Genomic DNA, 21463 nt, shown 5'->3' with positions numbered 1-21463 from the left:
GACTACGAAGTGGTGGTCGTGCTTGCGCCGTGCCGGATGGTGCTGAAAAATGCGTGAATGCCCTTGCGCAGTTCGTCGACGTGCTCGAATTCGAGATACGTCACGTCGCACAGGTCTTGCAGCTCGCGGATCAGGGTGGTCTTGATCGGTGCGTGCTTCCATACCAGGAACAGTACCGGCGTGCAGCGGCCCTTGAAGATGTGGTAGCCCAGCTCGAAGGCGCTGCTTTCGCTCATGCCGACCCGGATGTTGACCACCGCATCGGCATGGTCGAGCAGTCCGAGACGGTGGTCGCGGAAGTTCTTGGGCGTGAACGGCAGGTGGTAATCGCGCTCGAACGACTTCTTGAAGGTGTCCGCGCTTTCGGCGCGGGTGCCGGTCAGGTAGTCGAACGGGTGCGGCATGCCGTTGGCGCTGTCGATCAGGTCCATGATGTCGCCAATCAGGCGCTGCTGCTCGGCGTCCGACTCGGTGAACGGCTGGCGGATGAACAGCTTGAGCGGCGTGCCGCCGGCCGTGCGTTCGCGCGAACGGGCGCGCCGCTCGGGCAGGACGGTGGACGCCGCCGCCAGGTCGGCGGCGCTGGGCAGCGCGCGCGCGGGCGGCGCCGGTGCGGCCTCGGGGTGCTTGGCGTGCAGTTCCTGCAGCGACGCCAGTCCGTAGCTGTCGGCGTGGCGGGCCGCTTCGAACATGCATTCGGCGCCGGCGATGGTGGTGCACACTACTGTGCCGGCCGCCAGCGCCGCCACCCGCAGCGGCCGCGAGGCCACCACGGCGCTGCGTTTTTCATCGACCGTCAGGACCATCATGGCGATCTGGCGCGCGGCCAGGCGATCCAGGATGACGGCATCGTCGATATCCTCCACCTCCAGGTCGGCGGCGCGGATGACGGTGGCCGTCACCAGGCTGGCGCCCAGGGTGAAGCCGGCGCCGAGCAGCTGGCGCGCCAGCACCACCGCGCGCGCCTGGTCGCCGCGCTTGACGCGCAGGTATACCAGGCCGGCGCGCGGCACCTTGACCGAGGCGCCCAGCTGGGCCTTGAAGAAGGCTTCGCCGAAGGTCGGGCCAACCCCCATCACTTCGCCGGTCGAGCGCATTTCCGGACTGAGTATGGTGTCCACGCCGGGGAATTTCGCGAACGGGAACACCGCTTCCTTGACGCTGAAGCACGGCGCCACCGCTTCTTCAAGCATGCCCTGGCTCGCCAAAGACTGGCCGGCCATGCAGCGCGCGGCGATTTTCGCCAGTTGCAGTCCGGTGGCCTTGGACACGAACGGCACGGTGCGCGAGGCGCGCGGGTTCACTTCGAGCACGTAGACCACGTCGTGCACGCGCCCGTCGACCCGCTTTTGCTGGACCGCGAACTGCACGTTCATCAGGCCGACCACGTTCAGTTCCAGCGCCATGCGCGAGGTCTGGCGCTTGATCTCGGCCACCGTGGCCGCGCTCAGCGAATGCGGCGGCAGCGAGCAGGCCGAGTCGCCCGAGTGGATGCCGGCCTGCTCGATATGTTCCATCACGCCGCCGATCAGGGTGCGCACGCCGTCGCACACGCAGTCGACGTCGATCTCGATGGCGTCATTCAGGAAGCGGTCCAGCAGCACCGGCGAATCGTGCGAGACGGTGACCGCTTCGCGCATGTAGCGTTCCAGGTCGGCCTGCTCGTGCACGATTTCCATGGCGCGCCCGCCCAGTACATACGAGGGACGCACCACCAGCGGGTAGCCGATTTCGCCGGCCAGGCGCACCGCGTCGACCTCGGTGCGCGCGGTGCGGTTCTGCGGCTGGCGCAGGTCCAGCTTTTGCAGGAATTGCTGGAAGCGTTCGCGGTCTTCGGCGGCGTCGATCATGTCGGGCGAGGTGCCGATGATCGGCACGCCGGCCGCTTCCAGCGCCAGCGCCAGCTTCAGCGGGGTCTGGCCGCCATACTGCACGATCACGCCGGCCGGCTTTTCGAGGGCGACGATTTCGAGCACGTCTTCCAGCGTCACCGGCTCGAAATACAGGCGGTCGGAGGTGTCGAAGTCGGTCGAGACGGTTTCGGGATTGCAGTTGACCATGATGGTTTCATAGCCATCGGCGCGCAGGGCCATCGCCGCGTGCACGCAGCAGTAATCGAATTCGATGCCCTGGCCGATGCGGTTCGGGCCGCCGCCGAGCACCATCATTTTGCTGCGCGTACTAGGCGCCGCTTCGCATTCTTCATCGTAGGTGGAGTACAGGTAGGCGGTGCTGGTCGAAAATTCGGCCGCGCAGGTGTCGACCCGCTTGTACACGGGGCGCACGCCGAGCGCGTGGCGCGCCGTGCGCACCGCCTGTTCGGTGGCGCCCAGCAGCGCCGCCAGGCGGCGGTCGCCGAAACCCTGCTGCTTGAGGCGGTACATGAGCGGCTTGTCGAGCGTGGCCAGGGATTGCTGTTCGAGCCACTGCTCGACCTCGACCAGGTCGTGGATCTGCGCCAGGAACCAGGGATCGATGGCGCTGCACGCGTGCACCTCATCCTGGGTGAAGCCCTGGGCGAAGGCTTCGCCGACGTACCAGATGCGGTCCGGGCCCGGCTTGCTCAACTCCTCTTCGATCACGGCGCGCCCGGTCCGCATGCCGTCGCGGCGCACGCCGTCGACGCCGATGTCGAGCCCGCGCAAGGCTTTCTGGAACGATTCCTGGAAGGTGCGTCCGATCGCCATCACCTCGCCCACCGATTTCATCTGGGTGGTCAGGTGCTCGTCCGCGCCGGCGAATTTTTCAAAGGCGAAGCGCGGGATCTTGGTGACCACGTAATCGATCGACGGCTCGAACGAGGCCGGCATGGCGCCGCCGGTGATCTCGTTGCGCAGTTCGTCGAGGGTGAAGCCGACCGCCAGCTTGGCGGCCACGCGCGCAATCGGAAAGCCGGTCGCCTTGGAGGCCAGCGCCGACGAGCGCGAGACGCGCGGGTTCATTTCGATGACGATCATGCGTCCGTCCGCCGGGTTGACCGCGAACTGCACGTTCGAGCCGCCGGTGTCGACGCCCACTTCGCGCAGCACCGCCAGCGAGGCGTTGCGCATGATCTGGTATTCCTTGTCGGTCAGCGTTTGCGCCGGCGCCACGGTGATCGAGTCGCCCGTGTGCACGCCCATCGGGTCGAGGTTTTCGATGGAGCAGACGATGATGCAGTTATCGCGCTTGTCGCGCACGACTTCCATCTCGAACTCTTTCCACCCGAGCAGCGACTCTTCGATCAGCAGCTCGCTGGTGGGCGACAGTTCCAGCCCGCGCTGGCAGATGGTGTGGAATTGCGCCGCGTCGTAGGCGATGCCGCCGCCGCTGCCGCCCATCGTAAACGAGGGCCGGATCACCACCGGAAAACCGAGCGGACCTTGCGCTTCCCACGCTTCGGCCATGCTGTGGGCCACGCCCGAGCGGGCCGAGGCCAGGCCGATGCTGGTCATGGCGGCCTTGAACTTGGCGCGGTCCTCGGCCTTGTCGATCGCTTCCGGCGTGGCGCCGATCAGTTCGACGCCGAATTCGGCCAGCACGCCGTGGCGGTGCAGGTCGAGCGCGCAATTGAGCGCGGTCTGCCCGCCCATGGTCGGCAGGATGGCGTCGGGACGCTCCTTGGCGATGATGCGCGCCACCACTTCCCAGGCGATCGGCTCGATGTAAGTGGCATCGGCCATTTCGGGGTCGGTCATGATGGTGGCCGGGTTGCTGTTGACGAGGATGACCTTGTAGCCTTCCTCGCGCAGCGCCTTGCAGGCCTGGGCCCCGGAATAATCGAATTCGCAAGCCTGGCCGATCACGATCGGGCCGGCGCCGATAATCAGGATGCTACGGATGTCTGAACGCTTAGGCATGTTTACGGCTTTCCATCATGGTAACGAATTTGTCGAACAGTACGGCCAGGTCGTGCGGGCCGGGTGAGGCTTCGGGATGGCCCTGGAAGCAGAAAGCGGGCTTGTCGAGGCGCTCGAAGCCTTGCAGCGTGCCGTCGAACAGCGACACATGGGTGACGCGGCAGTTGGCCGGCAAGCTGGCCGCATCGACCGCGAAACCGTGGTTCTGGGAGGTGATGGCGACCTTGCCGCTGGCCAGGTCCTGCACCGGGTGGTTGGCGCCGCGGTGGCCGAACTTCATCTTGACCGTGTGCGCGCCCGAGGCGAGCGCCATGATCTGGTGCCCGAGGCAGATGCCGAAGACGGGCGTGCCGCTGTCGATCAGGGTGCGCGCGGCCTCGATGGCGTAGTCGCAGGCTTGCGGATCGCCCGGGCCGTTGGACAGGAAGATGCCGTCCGGGGCCAGCGCCAGCGCCTCTTGCGCGCTCGATTGCGCGGGCAGCACGGTGACGCGGCAGCCGCGTCCGGCCAGCATGCGCAGGATATTGGTCTTGACGCCGTAATCGTAGGCCACCACGTGCAGCTGCGGGGCCGGATGCGGGGCGCAGCCGGCGCCCAGCTGCCACAGGCCTTCGGTCCATTCGTAGGGGGCGCTGGTCGAGACGACGCGCGCCAGGTCCATGCCTTCCAGGCCGGGGAAGGCGCGCGCCAGGGCCAGCGCCTGGCCCGGCTCGCCGCCGACCACGATGGCGCCGTTCTGCGCCCCTTTTTCGCGCAGCAGGCGGGTCAGCTTGCGGGTATCGATGTCGGCAATCGCCACCACGCCCTGCTGCACCAGGTAGTCGGACAGGCTTTGGGTGGAGCGGAAATTCGAGGCCAGCAAAGGCAGGTCGCGGATAATCAGGCCGGCGGCCTGCACGCGCGCCGATTCGCCGTCTTCGCTGTTGATGCCGGTGTTGCCGATATGGGGATAGGTGAGCGTGACGATCTGGCGCGTGTAGCTCGGATCGGTCAGCACTTCCTGGTAGCCGGTCATGGCGGTATTGAATACGACTTCACCGCTGGTGTGGCCGGTGGTGCCGATGGCGCTGCCTTCGAATAGCGTGCCGTCCTGTAATGCCAGCGTGGCGCGCGGGCGGGCCCCGTTGCTGTTACTGAGTGGGTGCTTCATCTGATCTCCAAAATAGGGCACCCGCTGCCCGGTCCCGGCAGTCATCGTCTTGCAATCTGACAAGAAAAACCTGCGCTATCCATCCATGTTGCGGCGAGTGTTGGAATACGATACAGCACAGGAACGCAGTTGCCATACAGAAATTAGTGTGTGACGTTTTATCCCAACACTTAATTTTTAATTTGCCAATTTCCCCTTTGTAATTAATGCTTTACAACAAAACGAGGGTGTGAGAGTTTGTGACTTTTCACTTTGAAACATCGGGGCGAAGCAACGGCTCAACAGGGCTTTCGACAGATCAAAATCTCGCGAAGTCGCCGATTTGCATGATAATGAGCACCTTCTGATTTGTTTGGAAACACCGAGGCCTTATGACAACACTCTCACTCATTGTTGCGATGGACGCCGCGCGCGGCATCGGCATCGACAACACCCTGCCCTGGCGCCTGCCGGAAGACCTGGCGCACTTCAAGCGCCTGACCACCGGCCACCCGGTCATCATGGGCCGCAAGACCTTCGAGTCGATCGGCCGCCCCCTGCCGAACCGGCGCAATATCGTCATTACCAGCAATCCGGACTGGTGCCACGCGGGCGTGGAACGGGCAGCTTCGGTGCCGCAGGCGCTGGCGCTGGTGCAAGGCGGCGATGGCGCTGGAGACGCTTCGGCCTTCGTCATCGGCGGGGCCCAGATTTATGCACAGACGCTGGAGCTGGCGCAGCAGGTGATCGTCACCGAGATCGCGCACAGCTTCGCCTGCGATGCCTTTTTCCCACCGCTCGACCCGGCCGCATGGACCGAGACCGCGCGCGAACCACACCATTCGGCCAGCAATGGCTTCGATTACGCCTTCGTCACTTATAGTAAAGCGAGTTAATTCCCATGTCAGGACACGGTTTTCACGTACACGGACCGCACGACCACGCGCTCGAACACGCCGCCCACGGCAGCGACACCTTCTCCAACAATATCGCGGTGATGACGGCGGTGCTGGCCACGGTCGGCGCCATGTTCGGCTACCAGGGCGGCGCCACCCAGAACGATGCGGCGCTGTTCAAGAATAACGCCGCGATCGAAAAGACCAAGGCCGCCAACAGCTGGAACTACTACCAGGCCAAGTCGAACAAGCAGAACCTGGCCGAACTGGCGATGGTATTGCCCGGCGTCGACCCGGAAAAATACAAGGCCGACGTGGCGCGCTACAAGCTTGAAAAAGACGACATCCGCAAGGATGCCGAAGCGCTCGACGCCAAGGCCGACGACTGGAACCACCAGTCCGACGCCAAGATGCACCAGCACCACCAGTGGGCGCTGGCCACCACGGCCGAACAGATCGCCATTTCGCTGGCGGCGATCACCCTGCTGACGCGTAAGAAGTGGCTGATGATCGGCGCCTACGCGGTCGCGGCGGTCGGCATTTTGCTCGGCGTGTTCGCCTGGCTGCACGTCGATCCGATCGGTGCGCTGATGGGCGCCGGCGCGGTCGCGGCCCACTAAAAAGACAGTGTTTGGCGCGCGCGCCGCACGCGCGCGCCTGTTGTGCGACACTACGGTCCGCTTGTAGTTAATCTAGCAAAAGTTTTTCACCGGATTGCCGCCATTTCTGCGAAAATCCGCTTCTTCTTTTTTTGACCGGTGCCGTGAGCGGCGTCCCGCACAGGCGTGGACATCCTCACGGCGCTTCGCTTTGGAGCTGTCCATGAAATTTCGTTTCCCAATCGTCATCATCGACGAGGATTTTCGTTCCGAGAACACTTCCGGCCTCGGCATCCGCGCGCTCGCCGAGGCGATGGAAAAAGAGGGCATGGAGGTACTCGGCGTCACCAGCTACGGCGACCTGTCGCAGTTCGCGCAGCAGCAGTCGCGCGCGTCGGCCTTCGTGCTGTCGATCGATGACGAAGAATTCGGCTCCGGCTCGATCGAAGACACCGATTCGGCCCTGATCGCGCTGCGCGCGTTCGTCAAGGAAATCCGCCACAAGAACTCGGACATCCCGATCTACATCTACGGCGAAACGCGCACCTCGCGCCACATCCCGAACGATATCCTGCGCGAGCTGCACGGCTTCATCCACATGTTCGAGGACACGCCCGAATTCGTGGCGCGCCACATCATCCGCGAAGCCAAGTCCTACCTGGACGGCCTGGCGCCGCCGTTTTTCCGCGCGCTGGTCAACTACGCCAACGACGGTTCGTACTCCTGGCACTGCCCCGGCCACTCGGGCGGCGTGGCCTTCCTGAAGTCGCCGATCGGCCAGATGTTCCACCAGTTCTTCGGCGAGAACATGCTGCGCGCCGACGTCTGCAACGCCGTCGAAGAACTCGGCCAGCTGCTCGACCACACCGGCCCGGTCGCCAAGTCGGAACGCAACGCGGCGCGCATCTTCAATGCCGACCACTGCTACTTCGTCACCAACGGCACCTCGACCTCGAACAAGATGGTGTGGCACTCCACGGTCGCCCCCGGCGACATCGTCGTGGTGGACCGTAACTGCCACAAGTCGATCCTGCACTCGATCATCATGTGCGGTGCGATTCCCGTGTTCCTGATGCCGACCCGGAACCACCTCGGCATCATCGGCCCGATCCCGCTCGAAGAGTTCACGCCCGAATCGATCGCCCGCAAGATCGAAGCCAATCCGTTCGCGCGCGAAGCCGTCAACAAGAAGCCGCGCATCCTGACCATCACCCAGTCGACCTACGACGGCGTGGTGTACAACGTCGAGACCCTGCGCGAAATGTTGGACGGCAAGATCGACACCCTGCACTTCGACGAAGCGTGGCTGCCGCATGCGACCTTCCACGACTTCTACAAGAACATGCACGCGATCGGCAAGGACCGTCCGCGCGCCAAGGAGTCGATGATCTTCTCGACCCAGTCGACCCACAAATTGCTGGCCGGCCTGTCGCAGGCCTCGCAAGTGCTGGTGCGCGAATCGGAAACGGTCAAGCTGGACCAGGATGCCTTCAACGAGGCTTACCTGATGCACACCTCGACCTCGCCGCAGTATTCGATCATCGCCTCGTGCGACGTGGCCGCGGCCATGATGGAAGCGCCGGGCGGCACCGCGCTGGTCGAGGAATCCATTTTCGAAGCGCTCGACTTCCGCCGCGCCATGAAAAAGGTCGACGCCGAATTCGGCAGCGACTGGTGGTTCCAGGTGTGGGGCCCGGACACCTTCTCGGAAGAAGGCATCGGCACCCAGGACGACTGGATGATCCGCGCCGAGGACGACTGGCACGGTTTCGGCAATCTGGCCCCGGGCTTCAACATGCTCGATCCGATCAAGGCCACCGTGGTCACCCCGGGCCTGACGCTCGACGGCGTGTTCGGCGAGTCCGGCATTCCGGCCTCGATCGTCACCAAGTACCTGGCCGAACACGGCGTGATCATCGAGAAGTGCGGGCTGTACTCGTTCTTCATCATGTTCACCATCGGGATCACCAAGGGCCGCTGGAATACGCTGGTCACGGCGCTGCAGCAGTTCAAGGACGACTACGACAAGAACCAGCCGATGTGGCGCATCCTGCCGGAGTTCGCGGCGGCCAACCCGCGCTACGAAGCGATGGGCCTGCGCGACCTGTGCCGGCAGATCCACGACTTCTACAAGACTTACGACGTGGCGCGCCTGACCACCGAGATGTACCTGTCCGACATGATCCCGGCGATGAAGCCGTCCGACGCCTTTGCCAAGATGGCGCACCGCGAGATCGAGCGCGTGGCCATCGAGGAGCTGGAAGGCCGCATCACGGCGATCTTGCTGACGCCTTACCCGCCGGGCATTCCGCTGCTGATCCCGGGCGAGCGCTTCAACAAGACCATCGTCGACTACCTGCGCTTCGCGCGCGACTTCAACGAGCGCTTCCCCGGCTTCGAGACCGACGTGCACGGCCTGGTCAAGCGCGAAGTCGATGGCAAGCGCGGCTATTTCGTCGATTGCGTACGCCAGTAATCGCCAATCCATGCGCTACGCATGAAAGGAACCTTCGGGTTCCTTTTTTTTGGGGCGCACGGCCGCCCGCGTGACAATTGAGGAGTATTCGCAGGGGCGCGCCGTGGCAAGCTGGCAGCCATCGCAAGTCCATCCATGGGAGAGTTTTCATGCACGAGATCCTCGTCAGGCGCGTCCAGCACCCGGTCGGCCAGGGCGGCTTTCATATGGCGGATATGCGGGTGGCGGGCAAGCCGTTCCGCTACATCTACGATTGCGGATCGAACAATCTGGACGCGATTCGCGCCGTGCTGGCGGGCCTGCATCGAAGCGACGACAAAAAAAAATTCGACTGGCTTGTCATTTCAAGTTTCGACATGGACCACTGCAATGGCGTGGCACTGCTGGTCGCCGAGCGCTACACGTTCAAGCGCGTGTTCCTGCCGCACCGTCTGGACAACGAGCTACTGGTCTGGCTGTTGTGCTGCTACGTGCTGGACGGGCGCAGTCAGGCGGAGATAACAGATGCACTCGCATCGCTGCGCGTACTGCGCACTCTGTCCGATCAATCCGACGGCGACGGCGACGGACCGGATAATTTGCTCGAACGGTTCACGCCGGATCCGAACGCGCTCAACGCCACCTACCACGTCAAGGAGGCGGACTGGATGTTTCGCTTCTACTCGCGCGAAACGAACCATGCAAAGCTTGTCAACGCCCTGTTCGATAAGGTCGAATTTGCGGAGCTCAGGGAGATCATGGAACGCGTAGCAAAAACGGTCAGCGGAAAGACAGTAAATACTCGCGATACGGCAAAGATCCTGAGCAAACTGTTTTCGATACTCGGAAAGCCGGCGCAGGCCGGCGATGGCGCCGCCGCGAGCGGACCTCCGGTCAAAAAGCTCCTGGGGATAGCCTATGCAACCCTGTCCAAGGATGGCGGGCGCGTATTCGTAGACTATAACGAGGTATCGCTGTGCCTGTACTCCGGCCCGCGTACCTCGGGCCAGAACGCCGACAGCCGATTCAACGTGGGGTGCACCATAGGACATCATGCCGACTATCCGGCCCGCGACGGGACCCGCCGCGCCGGTTGGCTGGGGCTGGGCGACATCGGTTTTCGCAATCAGGCATTGCTCGACGAGCTGGCATTGTACTACCGCTCGGAGCTTGCGCTGTCGTGTACGAAGATGGTGCCGCATCACGGCGCGCAGAGTAACTACGGCGCGGACCTGCCCACCTTGAAGCCCTTTTTCGGGCTCGACGACGCGCGCACGCTCTGGGTCGCGGCGGCCCACCCGCTCACCCGCTACCGGCACCCGGCCGGCGTGGTGGTCATCGAATCACAGAAGAACGGCAGCTTCGCCATGGTGTCGGACGACCCCGGATCGCGCGTTGAAGAAACCATCCGCTCGGCGCCGGTGCTGGCCTTGAGCAAGGCCAGCGTGAGTTACCTGATCCATCTATTACTCAAGGCCGGCTACTGAAACCCGGCCGTGGCCCCATCAGGCCTTGGGAAGCGTGACCCCGACCTGCCCCTGATACTTGCCGCCACGGTCCTTGTACGACACTTCGCACACTTCGTCCGATTCGAAGAACAGCACCTGGGCCACGCCTTCGTTGGCATAGATCTTTGCCGGCAGCGGCGTAGTGTTGGAAAACTCCAGCGTGACGAAACCTTCCCATTCCGGCTCGAACGGGGTGACGTTGACGATAATGCCGCAGCGGGCGTAGGTCGATTTGCCCAGGCAGATGGTCAGCACATTGCGCGGGATGCGGAAGTACTCCACGGTGCGCGCCAGCGCGAAGGAATTGGGCGGAATGATGCAAAAGCCCTTGCCCGAGACATCGACGAAATTGTTCTCGTCAAAATTCTTCGGGTCGACGATGGTGGTATTGATGTTGGTGAACAGCTTGAATTCATCGGCGCAGCGGATGTCGTAACCGTAGCTCGACGTGCCGTATGAAACGATGCGCTGGCCATCGCGTTCCTTGACCTGGCCCGGCTCGAAAGGCTCGATCATGCCCGTTTCCGCGGCCATTTTGCGGATCCATTTGTCGGATTTAATGCTCATGCGTGTGATTCCAAAATAGAGAATAGGTCAATAGAACGCCGTGTCAATGACGCTCTCTCCGCCACCTGGGCCGCGCTCGCTTCGGAGCCGACCGGCGCGAGGCTTGCCGATCCGGTGCGGCGAAAAAAGAAATTCCCGCGATTTTACGCGAAAAGCCTTTGCCGGCGGCGATTGGCGGCCTGTTTTTGCGCTGGCGTCCGCCGTTTCCGCCCGCCCTGCCGGGACGGCACGCCGCCGAAGTGAGCCGCCTCCTGCCTGCCGATGAGCCGATCGGCGCGGCATCGCCTTCATGCGGGGTGGCCGCCGGCGCCGGCGCGTCCGGATGGCGGCCCGCCCGCAGCTAGCCGGAAGCAATTCCTGCCCGCACGCTTGGCATCGTACATCGCCTGGTCGGCCGCCTTGAGCAGCAGGTCCGGTGTCATGCCGGCTTCAAAACAGGCGACCCCGATACTGCTGCTCACTTGCAGCGTGATGCCGCCGATGTCGAAAGCCGGCACCATCGCCTCGACCAGTTTGTGCGCAAGTACCGCGCCATCTTGCTCCTCATTCATTCCTTCCGCGATCAGGACGAATTCGTCGCCACCGAGCCGCGCCATGAAATCGGACTCGCGCAGCATCGCGCGGACGCGCTGGGCATACATGCGAATCACCTGGTCTCCCACGTCGTGCCCGTAGGTATCGTTGATCTGCTTGAAGCGGTCGATGTCGAAGTACAGCAGCGCCAGGCCATTGCGGCGCTGTGCCCGCTTGACCGCCTCCTCCAGCTGGCTCTGGAAGTATCCCCGGTTCGGCAGTCCGGTCAGACTGTCGAAGTTCGCGCGCCGGAACAGCTCCTGCTCCATGTATTTGCGCGCTGTAATGTCCTCGGTGACAGCAAGAACACCGACCACCTTGCCTTGGCCGTCTTTCAAGGGAATTTTGCTGGTTTCGATCCAGCATTCCGTGCCATCCGAGCGGACGTCGGTGGCCTGCATGCGCATGCGTGCCACCCCTGAGCGCATCACCTCGCGGTCGACCTGATGGAAATGCGCCGCCTGATCGCGCCAGCGCAAGTCCGCATCCGTCTTGCCGAGCAGCTGATCGATGCTTTGCAGGCCGGCCACCTCCAGCAATGAGCGGTTACCTCCCTGATATTGACTGTCGATGTTTTTCCAGAAGACGTTTTGCGGAATATTGTCTAGTATGAGCTGCAACATTTGCCTGGATTCGTAGAGCGCCATCTCGGCTTGTTTGCGGTCGGTGATATTTTCGGCGAACACCAGCACATGGCTGAGCTTATCGGCCACGTTCATCGGTATCATGACGATCGAGAGGTCCGAGCTGCGCCCGTTGGCGGCAGTGATTTGGGAGGTGTAAGCAACAGCATGTCCGGCGAGGACTTCGTCGAAATGCCGCGCCGCCGCGTCGCGCTGCCCGGCTGCGATAAACCTGTCGTCCGTGGTGCCGATCAGCGCTGCGCCGCTCACCCCGAGTTCCTTGGCCATCTGCTGGTTGACCTGGATGAATCGGCGCTGAGGGTCGAGTGCATAGACTGCGAACGGATGGTGGGCGAAAAAACCGCCAAACCGTTCCCTGAAGTCGACAATCGCGCGCTTGCGTGACAGATAGCGTGGCCAGGCCGCCGTGGCATAGCCCGCGATCAAGGCAAGCAAGAGTCCGATAGCGAACACCTGCGCTCCCGCGCGCCTGGACTTGGGTCCCAGGTCGGCCTGTTTCGCATAAAAATGGACCAGCCATGTGCGGTAGGCGAACTGCACTTCGGCGCGGTGCGCCAGCAGTTGGTCCGGTTTCGCCGCCAGGGCCTGCGGCCGCTGGTCGGCGTCGAATACAATATTGTTGGCTGCAACGCTATCCTGGAACACGTCGAGGTCGAAGTGCCGGGCCAGGTGCCCATCGTCGAAGTTCAGAAACAAGTGGTTCACATACAGCGCTGAAAATACGAAGCCGCTCAGATTGTCGCGCTGTGCCGTGGCTGTTGCGGCGCCTGGCCGGGATGCCCGTACCGGAGCGAATATCAGCACCACAGGACGGTTGCCCGCATCGCGCAGCGCCATGTGGAGCCGGGTGGCGACCGGTTCATCGCGTGCCTCGGCCTCCCGCATTGCGGCGCGGCGTTCGGGAACCGCCGAAAAATCGAAGCCGCGCAGCCGGCCGGCACGGGCCGGGTCGCCGCCATGCTGGCCATACAGCAGAGGAAAGTAGGCATCGATACCAGCGCGCCGATTGAGGATGCGGTAGCGCGGAAAGTGCAGGCTCGCCGCGGCCTCGAAGCGATCGGCCTGTGCGGCAGGCACCTTGGGCAGGTAGCCGAACGAACTGATCCCCGGCAACTTTTCAAACATCCGGCTGGCACTGATATAGTGGTCGAATTCTGCGGGCTGGACATCGTTCGAGGCGCTGAGAAAGGCCGCCAGCGCCCGGCTTGCGCTCACGTACAGGTCAAGCCGGTGCCGCAACAGCGAGGCGTAGTTCTTTGCAACTTCCTGCAATTCGCTGAGCTGTTCCGCTTCACTGCGTTGCGCGCGCTCCACGTAGGCATAAGCGGAGAGCGCCAGGCCGATCACGAACACACCAGCCGGCAGCGCGTGGCGGCCAAGTGCCATTTTAATGTGTTCCAAGAGCAAAACCATTCTTTCCCCTGCCAGTTTGCTGGCGAATCCGGCGCGAGGGACCGCGCCCGCCCTTGCCGGGCGATACGGCTTGAGGGCGATGATGTCCTGATCTTAGCAGCCTCCTTTTTTCATCGAGGCAATGCACAAGGAATATTCCCGACAGGGTCAGCACAAATACAACACGTTCAGCTTGCATTGGTGCGCGATGGCGGCCAGGAACGCCGGGCAGCACTTACCGCATTCAAGCTGGCCAGACTGGGAAGACGGCCAGGGCGGCCATCGAGGTGAAGCGTGAACCGGCAGACATCACGGCCACAATCGCATCACGGCCGTCGCGCGGGAAGCGTTCGCGTCAAAACCAGCCATGGCTGCGATACCAGGCGACGGTATCCGTCATGGTTTGTTCAAGCGGCCTGAACTTCAGTGCGAGTTCGCGCTCGCTCTTGGCGTGGTTGAAGTGGGTACGTCCGGCTTCCTTGACCATCAAGCGCACTGTGGCCAGACCGAGCAGGATGGGCTTGCCGCTGATGCGCGCGTAGAGTTCCTGCGCCGCCGCCAGGACGTACAAGAGGGGTAAAGGCAGATTGCGCATGGGTGTCTTGACGCCGGCGATCTTGCCCAACAAGGGCACCAGTTGCCGCATTGTCATGTGGCGGCCCGCCGCCAGGTAACGTTCTCCGCGTTGCCCGTGCAGCGCCGCCGCGATATGTGCCTGCGCCACGTCGCGCGCGTCGACCACGGAAAAACTGCCTGGCACCAGCCCCGGCAATTTGCCGAGAACCACATCGTTGACAAATTGTCCCGACGAGGTGGGACCGATGTCCGCCGGTCCCCACATCCATCCGGGCAGAACCATGCTGGCGTGCATGTCCGGGTGGCCTGCCAGAAAGTGCAGCACGGCTTGATCGGCCAATATCTTGCTGCGGTAATAGTCGTCCGCATCGTCCAGCTCGCGCAGGCAGGATTCGTCGATGGGTGCGCCTGGTTCGCCATTGAGCACGGCAATCGATGAGGTTTGGACAAAGCGCCGGATGCCGGCGCCGTAAGCCTGTTCGATGAGCGACCGGGTCCCATCGACATTGATGCGCTTGAGTTCCTTCCAGTGGCTGCCGCCCTTGTAGTTGTCGCGGAAGAAGGCTGCCGTGTGAAACACGACATCGCATCCTCGCAGCTGATCGGCGAAGGCGGACACGTCCGCCATGTCGCCCAACACCAGCTCGACGCCTTCCAGTCCCCCGAATTGTTGCCGGCCCTTGTACAGCGAGCGAACCAGCGCCTTGACGGCAAAGCCGCGCCCGATCAGCTCGCGCACGAGATTGTTGCCGAGGAGGCCAGTCGCGCCGGTGACGAACGCGGACTTCAGTTGCGGGTCTATTTTCATATCATATGAATTTCAAAGTTCGATTGATATTTAGTTTGCCGGAGCCACCCCAGGGGTGTCAAGGAATATCTCAGCCCCTATCCAGAGTTCGTGTGATATCTTAATGGGCATGAGTCAAACCACACCACGAAAACGCCTGTCCCGCGAGGAAAGCCAGGCCCAGACACGCGCGCGTCTGATCGACACCGCGCAGCAGCTATTTGTCACGAACGGCTATGGAGGCACGTCGATCCGCGATATTGCGGATTGGGCGGGGTATTCGCAGGGGGCCTTCTACTCGAACTTTGCCAGCAAGGAGGAGGTTCTTTTGGAGTTGCTGCGGGGGCATATGGAGGCCGAAGCCGCGCAACTTTCCAACGCCGTCGACAGCGGCGGACGGACGCCGGAACAGATATTGGGCGGGCTGGAGTCCTGGGCCGCCACGCTCAACAACGATGCCGACTGGTGCACGCTGTCGATCGAACTGCAGCTGCATGCCAATCGTAGCCCGACCTTCGCGCTCGAGTACCAGACGGTGTGGGATGCGCACCGGGCCGGGCTGGGCCGCGTGGTCGGCAAACTATTCGCCACACTCGGACGCACGCCGCCGGCCGAACCGGAGGAGCTCGCGGCGGCCTTCATTGCGCTGACACATGGCCTGGCACTGCAAAGAGTGGCGGGGCGGCCCGATCCGTCAGGACGCTTGATCCTGGTGTTTCTGCGCGGACTGATCGCCAGCGCCGGCTTGCTGGATACGGCGCCTGGCGCTGATCCGCAGCCGGCGTTGCCGGCATAGGCCGAAGGGATCAAGCGGGACAGGCTCTGAGCGCGGCGTTGCCGCGCCGGGGAATCGCTAAACCTGGCGCTGCGGGAGCAGCCTGGCGATCATCTCGCGCGTCAGGCGCCCCGCCAGCTCGGGCGACTCCATCGGAAACAGATGCCCGCCGCCGGGGATGTCGACGAAATTATCGCCCACCAGCTTGCGCGTGGCGTCCAGGCCGGCCTGGCGCAGCTCCACCGATTCGGTGCCGGCGATGAAGCCGATCGGCACCGGGTAAGCCTTGCCCATCACGCTGCCCAGGTGGTGCGGCAAGCCGCGGTAAATATCGGTTTCCACGTCGCGCGAGAAGCGCAGCTGTACGCCGTCCGGATGCGGTTCGAGGCCATGTTCCAGATAATCGTGCAGCACGCCGGGCGCCCAGGCCGCGAACACCGGCTTGGAGACAAAGTGCTCGTAGGCCGCCTGCACGCTGGGCCACACCGTGCGGCGCCGGCGCGACAGGCGGGCCGGCGACAGATAGTCGCTCCAGTTCTGGTTCACTTTCACCAGCCGCCAGAGCATGGCGCGCCAGCCCGCCACCACGGGCGAATCGAGCATGACCACGCAGCGCACCAGGTCCGGGCGCTCCTTGGCCGCCATCATGCTCAGCATCCCGCCCAGCGAATGACCGACCAAAATGGCCGGCGTGCCGTAGCTCTCCAGCGTGGCGATCAGGTGCTCGACCAGCTTGGGCCAGCCATCGCTGACCGGGTAGTCCGGATCGTGGCCGTACATGTCGACCGCGCGGATGTCGTAGTCCGGGCGCAGCTGGTCGAAGAACTTGCGGTAGCTACCGGCCGGGAAGCTGTTGCCGTGTGAAAAATGCAGGATCGGTGTTGTCATTTTTCGATTGTAAGACGATTCCGGGGCCGCTTATGCAGGATTAGAGGGAAACCCCTACTGTCAGCGTGGCGACGTAGCCCAGGCTCGCGCTGCCGCTCACGCTGGCGATTTGCAGCGCGCTGCCGTCGCTAAATACGTTGTCGGTGGCGTAGCTGATGTTGGCCAGGTTGCGCACGCTGGCGCTGTAGCCGGTGGCGGCGTAGGTGTCGGCCAGCATCGAAGTGGGAAAGCCGAACTGCGAAGTCTTGATGCGGTTGGCCGCGCTGGTGCTCTTGGCCAGGCTCGGATAGACCTCGAAGTGCACGTGCGGCATGCGGCCCGCGTAGCAGCCCGGGAAGATGGTGGTGAAGATGACCATGCCGCTGGCGTCGGCTTCCTGCACGCCGCGCAGGTAGTTTTCGGCGGTGACGCCGCTGGTGTACATCGAATAGCGCCCTTCGCGGTCGCAGTGCCACAGGTAGACGGTGGCCCCGGCCAGCGAGGCGCAGCTTGATTTCACGTTCACCATTTGCAGCTTGATCGTCAGCGGCACGCCGGCGGCGACACCGCTGGCGCCGGCGATGCTGGCGCGGATATCGGGCCGCACGATGCCGGCCAGGATCAGCGCATTGGCCACGCCGCCGACGCTGCTGTTGGTGCCGTCGCCGGGATACGGGCCGCCCGTCTCGTCCGGGATCACGGCGCAGGAAGCGCTGCTGCCGGTGGCGGGCGTGGTGCCGGTATCGGCGGCCGCGGTGGTGGTCACGGTGCTGCCTTCGGCGTCGTCCCCGCCGCCGCAGGCAGCCAGCGGCAAGGCCGCCGCCGATGCGAACATCCAGCGCAGCGACTGGCGCCGGCTGATGGTCATGTCCAGCATGGTTTGCATGTCCTGGGCCAGGCTGTGGTCGTGATGTTCCATGGTGTTGTCCTTGTGTGCCGAATCAGGCGGTGGTGTTAATCAGGTTGCCGGCGGGTCCCGTGGCATCGAGTTTGGTGGCCAGCGTTTGCAGGAACTGGCCCAGCTTGGTCGACGAGTCCGCGCTGTCCAGGCCAAGGGCGCCGAGCAGCTTGCCGAACGAGGATTCCAGCCTGGCGGTGCTGCCGGTGGTGTGGCTGTCGTCGGTGCCGGTGTCGCTGCCGGCCTGCGTGGTCAGGCTGCCGGCCAGCGACGCCAGGTCGGACTGCATGCCCCCTCCTCCGCCTCCGGGCGGCGGTCCGCCGCCACCGGGAGGCGGCCCTTGCGGACCTTTGCCGCCCTTGCCGCCCTTGCCGCCGGCCGACTGCAGCGATTCCATCAATTCAGTCAAGAAGTCGCCCAGCGCGCTGGCCGGGCCGGCGCTCGCGCTGCTGTCGGCCGTATCGGCATCGGCCACGCCGATCTCCTGCAAGGCGCTGGCGATGGCGCTGACAAAGGCCTTGCCGTCGGGCGGGGCAGCGGCCGCCGGTTTGGCGGCGGCGCCGGTGGGCGTGCTGCGGTACTGGCTGGCCGGGCTAGTGGCGGTCGGGCTGAATGCCCCAATGGCGCTGGTGGACATGCTGTTCTCCTGGAAGATCAGGGACGTGGCTGGTGGCGCGGACGATTGTCGGCGGACTGCTTGCGCTGCTCCGGCGTGAGCACGGCGCGCACCTGGGCGTCGGTGCGGGCCTCGAGCAAGGCCAGTGCGGCCAGCGCATTGCCGGCGGCCTGCGCCAGGGAGCTCGCCCTGGCGTCGTCGAACTGCTCCGCATTACCGAGAGCGCGCAGCGCCTCTTGGGAATTGTGCAAGGTGCGCGTGTGCTCGCGGCGCTTCGGTTCCTGCGCATGCATGATGGCGAAGACCTTGTCTTCCTGGGCGTCCGTGAGGTCGACCCCGTGTCCGAACGCCGGACCGCGTGCGTGTGGGCCGTGCGCGCCCATATCCGGCCTCGGTCCCGGCGGCGGCATGCCGCCCTCCCCCGGCGCGGCAACGGCGCCAAGGCAGGCGCTGCTTAACAAGATGGCGAGTACGCGTTGTTGTATGTTTTTCATGGCGGTTCCTGTCAGTGCGTTACGAAGGACTCCATTGTGCGAGGGTGAGATGTAAAGCGGTGTTAGGGACATGTAAAAGCGCGTAAAGGCACCGGCCCGGCGCCCAACCAGGGTGGTCCGATTTGCTATGATGGATGCATGAACCAAGTGCTACTCATCGATGACGACGTTGAACTGGTCGGCATGTTCCGCGAATACCTGGAGCAGGAAGGATTTCGCGTCAGCTGCGCGCATGACGGCGAGGCCGGCGCGCGCGAGGCGCTGTCCGGACGCAGCGCCATCGCGGTGCTTGACGTGATGATGCCGCATATGAACGGCCTGGAAACGCTGCGCCGCATCCGCGCGCACAGTCAGCTGCCGGTCCTCATGCTGACCGGCCGCGGCGACGATACCGACCGCATTCTCGGGCTGGAACTGGGCGCGGACGACTACGTGACCAAACCCTGCACCCCGCGCGAGCTGACCGCCCGCATCCGCGCCATCCTGCGCCGCACCAACGCGCCGCGCGGCGATGGCGAAGGCATCACCATCAGCGTCGGCAAGCTGTCGATGCAGCCGGCGCAGCGCCGCGCCAGCTGGGATGGCGCGGCGCTCGAACTGACCAGCACCGAATTCAACCTGCTCGAAGTCCTGGCGCGCAACGCGGGCCGGCCGGTCAGCAAGAACGACCTGTCGGAACAGGGCCTGGGCCGGCCGATGGCGCGCTTCGACCGCAATATCGACGTCCACCTGAGCAGCCTGCGGCACAAGCTGGGCACCCTGGCCGACGGCCGCTCCTGCCTGCAAACCGTGTACCGCCTCGGTTACCAGCTCATTCGCGACTAGCATGGGCCGCCTGTTCTGGAAGTTCTTCTTGTCGATCCTGCTGGCGCAGCTGGCGGCCACCGTCGGCATTGGCACCGTGTTCTGGCTGCGCGACCAGGCGCGCGCGCAGGCGGCCATCGACTCGCCGCGCGCGACCGGCATCGATACCGCGCCATCGGCCGAATTCATGATCGACAGCGCGGCCGCCACGCTCAAATTCGGCGGCAGCGCGGCGCTGCGCGAACTGGTGGGCGGCAGCACGCGCCACAGCATGTTTGTCATCGACGCGAACGGCCACGAGATGCTGGGCCGGACCGTCACGCCCGCATTGCGCGCCCAGGCCGAACGCATGCTGGCGCACCCGGCACGCCACAATGTGGTGCGTACCCTGACCGCGCCGGACGGAGCGCGCTTCCTGGTGTTCGTGCGCTGGCTCGATCAGCGCGGTCCGGGCGGCGGGCCGCCTGACGGCCGCCGGGTTCCGCCGGACGGTTTCGGCGCCGGCCCGCGTCCCGGAGCGCCGGGCGACCAGGGTGGCCCGCCACCGAACCGCCACCTGCTGCCCTACATCACGATGGCCGGCGCGACGCTGGCCAGCCTGTTGTTCGCGGCCCTGCTGGCGTGGTATTTTTCGCGCCAGATCCGGGCCCTGCGCGGCGCGTTCGAGGCGGCCGCCGCCGGCGACCTGTCGCCCCGTTTTGCGGAAGTCACGGGCGTGCGCGGCGACGAGTTGAACGACCTGGGACGCGATTTCGACCGCATGAGCGCCCAGCTGCGCACCCTGATGGATGGCCAGCGCCGCCTGCTGCACGATGTCTCGCACGAACTGCGCTCGCCGCTGGCGCGCTTGCAGGCGGCCATCGGCCTGGCGCACCAGCAGCCCGACAAGATCGCCTCCTCGCTCGAACGCATCGAGCGCGAGAGCGTGCGGATGGATAAGCTGGTCGGCGAGCTGCTGACCTTATCGCGCCTGGAAGTGTCGAGCGCACTGCCGCGCTACGAAGATATTTCGTTCATGGACCTGCTCGACGACATCGTGGCCGATGCGCGCTTCGAGGCCGAGCAGTGCGGCCGCCGCATCGTGCTGTCGGGGCAGGCGATCGTGACCGTGCGGGGCGCGCCGGACCTGCTGTGGAGCGCGATCGAGAACGTCATCCGCAACGCCATCAAGCACAGTAGCGAAGGTGGCCTGATCGAGATCGGCATCGGTGCCGACGCCGACCGCCTGCACTTATCGGTGTGCGACCGCGGGCCGGGCGTGGCGCAGCAAGACCTGACGGCGATCTTCCAGCCCTTCTTCCGCTCGCATGCGGCCAGCAACAACGTCGATGGCCATGGACTGGGGCTGGCGATTGCGCAGCGCGTGATCGACGCCCATCGCGGCACGATCAGGGCCAGCAACCGCGAAGGCGGCGGACTGCGCGTTGAGATCATGCTGCCGCTGGCTGGCTGAAAATGTAGATTCCGAAGATGCGCTGCGATGGCGCCTTTTCCAGCGGCTCAAATTCGGCGCCGAAGGCCAATCCCGTCATGGCGCTGCCTGTCGGGTAGTGCATGTCTTCGTCTTCGTCGAAGAACAGGTCGCAGAAGTCGGTTACGTTGGACAGTTCATCACCGACGCGAATTTTTCCGAACAGGGTGCCACGATAGCCACCAAACATGGCGATGGTCACCAGCGTGCCGTGCCCGTCGAAATGGAGTTCCACCGCGCCGCGCTGGTAATAGAACGACTGGCCCGAACGTTCGCCGTTGCCGGACAGGGCTGGCGCCTGCAGCCAATCGTCGCATCGCGCAACCGCCTCGCGCAGCGGGCCGAGCGTGCCGTTCCAACGGAGTACACGCGCAAAGATGGAGCGCACGTGCGTCAGGTGCGCTCCCAGTAGAAAGCCTGCAGCACGCTCACCAGGTACGATGTCCGCATACAGATCGACCGTATTCATTGACTCCCTTTCATGACTCGCCGCTACTGATGTCATCCGGATGAAAACAATGCTGTAACATTCTCCACTCTTCCTGCCAAAGGATGACGTGCACCATTTTAGCG

Annotated in this window: 18 protein-coding genes; 7 read left to right on the top strand and 11 right to left on the bottom strand. The window is 64.2% G+C overall.

Going from position 1 to position 21463, the window contains the following annotated elements; genetic code table 11:
• Positions 1–2: 2 nt before the first annotated feature.
• A complete protein-coding gene (gene carB, locus PO883_RS11405; RefSeq protein WP_308605871.1) occupies positions 3–3839 on the bottom strand; it encodes a carbamoyl-phosphate synthase large subunit in 3837 nt (1278 codons plus the stop codon).
• Positions 3832–4989 carry a glutamine-hydrolyzing carbamoyl-phosphate synthase small subunit gene (carA, locus tag PO883_RS11400; protein WP_289309866.1) on the bottom strand — a complete coding sequence of 386 codons (1158 nt, stop codon included), beginning with the start codon at positions 4987–4989 and terminating at the stop codon, positions 3832–3834. Before carA ends, carB begins: the two co-directional genes overlap by 8 nt.
• 371 nt (positions 4990–5360) lie before the next feature.
• On the opposite strand from carA, the gene PO883_RS11395 reads away from it, so the two are divergent.
• Both PO883_RS11395 and PO883_RS11390 read left to right on the top strand, forming a co-directional pair.
• On the top strand, positions 5361–5864 hold the full coding sequence (locus PO883_RS11395) for a dihydrofolate reductase (RefSeq protein ID WP_289309865.1): 504 nt from the start codon (positions 5361–5363) through the stop codon (positions 5862–5864).
• A 5-nt stretch (positions 5865–5869) separates the two neighbouring features.
• On the top strand, positions 5870–6484 hold the full coding sequence (locus PO883_RS11390) for a DUF4337 domain-containing protein (RefSeq protein WP_289309864.1): 615 nt from the start codon (positions 5870–5872) through the stop codon (positions 6482–6484).
• 72 nt (positions 6485–6556) lie between these two features.
• Here PO883_RS11390 and PO883_RS11385 read toward each other — a convergent pair whose 3' ends face one another.
• The gene (locus PO883_RS11385) at positions 6557–6688 is read right to left on the bottom strand and encodes a hypothetical protein (RefSeq protein WP_289309863.1); all 132 of its coding nucleotides are present in this window, start codon (positions 6686–6688) and stop codon (positions 6557–6559) included.
• Here PO883_RS11385 and PO883_RS11380 point away from each other — a divergent pair.
• Together PO883_RS11380 and PO883_RS11375 are read left to right on the top strand one after the other, a co-directional pair.
• Positions 6687–8939, top strand: coding sequence for an arginine/lysine/ornithine decarboxylase (locus PO883_RS11380; protein WP_289309862.1), 2253 nt, complete (start codon positions 6687–6689; stop codon positions 8937–8939). The two genes, PO883_RS11385 and PO883_RS11380, sit on opposite strands and share 2 nt — an antisense overlap.
• A 149-nt stretch (positions 8940–9088) precedes the next feature.
• Positions 9089–10405 carry a hypothetical protein gene (locus tag PO883_RS11375; RefSeq protein ID WP_289309861.1) on the top strand — a complete coding sequence of 439 codons (1317 nt, stop codon included), beginning with the start codon at positions 9089–9091 and terminating at the stop codon, positions 10403–10405.
• Positions 10406–10423: 18 nt separating this feature from the next.
• Here PO883_RS11375 and dcd read toward each other — a convergent pair whose 3' ends face one another.
• The 3 genes from dcd to PO883_RS11360 form a co-directional block, all read right to left on the bottom strand.
• The gene (gene dcd, locus PO883_RS11370) at positions 10424–10993 is read right to left on the bottom strand and encodes a dCTP deaminase (RefSeq protein ID WP_054267910.1); all 570 of its coding nucleotides are present in this window, start codon (positions 10991–10993) and stop codon (positions 10424–10426) included.
• Positions 10994–11280: 287 nt separating this feature from the next.
• On the bottom strand, positions 11281–13557 hold the full coding sequence (locus PO883_RS11365) for a diguanylate cyclase domain-containing protein (RefSeq protein WP_289309860.1): 2277 nt from the start codon (positions 13555–13557) through the stop codon (positions 11281–11283).
• Between the two features lie 400 nt (positions 13558–13957).
• Positions 13958–14986 carry an SDR family oxidoreductase gene (locus tag PO883_RS11360; protein WP_289309859.1) on the bottom strand — a complete coding sequence of 343 codons (1029 nt, stop codon included), beginning with the start codon at positions 14984–14986 and terminating at the stop codon, positions 13958–13960.
• Between the two features lie 109 nt (positions 14987–15095).
• Here PO883_RS11360 and PO883_RS11355 point away from each other — a divergent pair, with 109 nt between their 5' ends.
• A complete protein-coding gene (locus PO883_RS11355) occupies positions 15096–15761 on the top strand; it encodes a TetR/AcrR family transcriptional regulator (RefSeq protein ID WP_289309858.1) in 666 nt (221 codons plus the stop codon).
• Positions 15762–15818: 57 nt separating this feature from the next.
• Here the strand turns inward: PO883_RS11355 and PO883_RS11350 are convergent, their stop codons facing one another.
• Genes PO883_RS11350 through PO883_RS11335 form a run of 4 tightly spaced genes read right to left on the bottom strand, consistent with a single transcriptional unit; the run spans position 15819 to position 18615 of the window.
• Complete coding sequence (locus PO883_RS11350) at positions 15819–16628, bottom strand: alpha/beta fold hydrolase (RefSeq protein ID WP_289309857.1); 810 nt, start codon at positions 16626–16628, stop codon at positions 15819–15821.
• A 40-nt stretch (positions 16629–16668) separates the two neighbouring features.
• Positions 16669–17526 (bottom strand): intradiol ring-cleavage dioxygenase, encoded by an 858-nt coding sequence (locus PO883_RS11345; RefSeq protein WP_289309856.1) that lies wholly within the window; start codon positions 17524–17526, stop codon positions 16669–16671.
• Positions 17527–17548: 22 nt separating this feature from the next.
• A complete protein-coding gene (locus PO883_RS11340; protein WP_289309855.1) occupies positions 17549–18142 on the bottom strand; it encodes a hypothetical protein in 594 nt (197 codons plus the stop codon).
• A 17-nt stretch (positions 18143–18159) separates the two neighbouring features.
• Positions 18160–18615, bottom strand: coding sequence for a Spy/CpxP family protein refolding chaperone (locus PO883_RS11335; RefSeq protein ID WP_289309854.1), 456 nt, complete (start codon positions 18613–18615; stop codon positions 18160–18162).
• Positions 18616–18753: 138 nt separating this feature from the next.
• On the opposite strand from PO883_RS11335, the gene PO883_RS11330 reads away from it, so the two are divergent.
• Positions 18754–19440: a response regulator transcription factor gene (locus tag PO883_RS11330; RefSeq protein ID WP_167090550.1), complete on the top strand. Its 687-nt coding sequence runs from the start codon at positions 18754–18756 to the stop codon at positions 19438–19440.
• A gap of 1 nt (position 19441) precedes the next feature.
• A complete protein-coding gene (locus PO883_RS11325) occupies positions 19442–20872 on the top strand; it encodes an ATP-binding protein (RefSeq protein ID WP_289309853.1) in 1431 nt (476 codons plus the stop codon).
• Here the strand turns inward: PO883_RS11325 and PO883_RS11320 are convergent.
• Positions 20850–21359, bottom strand: a complete 510-nt coding sequence (locus tag PO883_RS11320; protein WP_289309852.1) for a hypothetical protein — start codon at positions 21357–21359, stop codon at positions 20850–20852. The genes PO883_RS11325 and PO883_RS11320 overlap by 23 nt on opposite strands.
• Positions 21360–21463: the final 104 nt, after the last annotated feature.

It is taken from the genome of Massilia sp. DJPM01 (genome assembly GCF_030348125.1).
Classification (GTDB): Bacteria; Pseudomonadota; Gammaproteobacteria; order Burkholderiales; family Burkholderiaceae_D; genus Telluria_A; species Telluria_A frigida.
The sequence above is the reverse complement of the archived record's forward strand: the minus strand, read 5'-3'. Positions and strand labels throughout refer to the sequence as shown.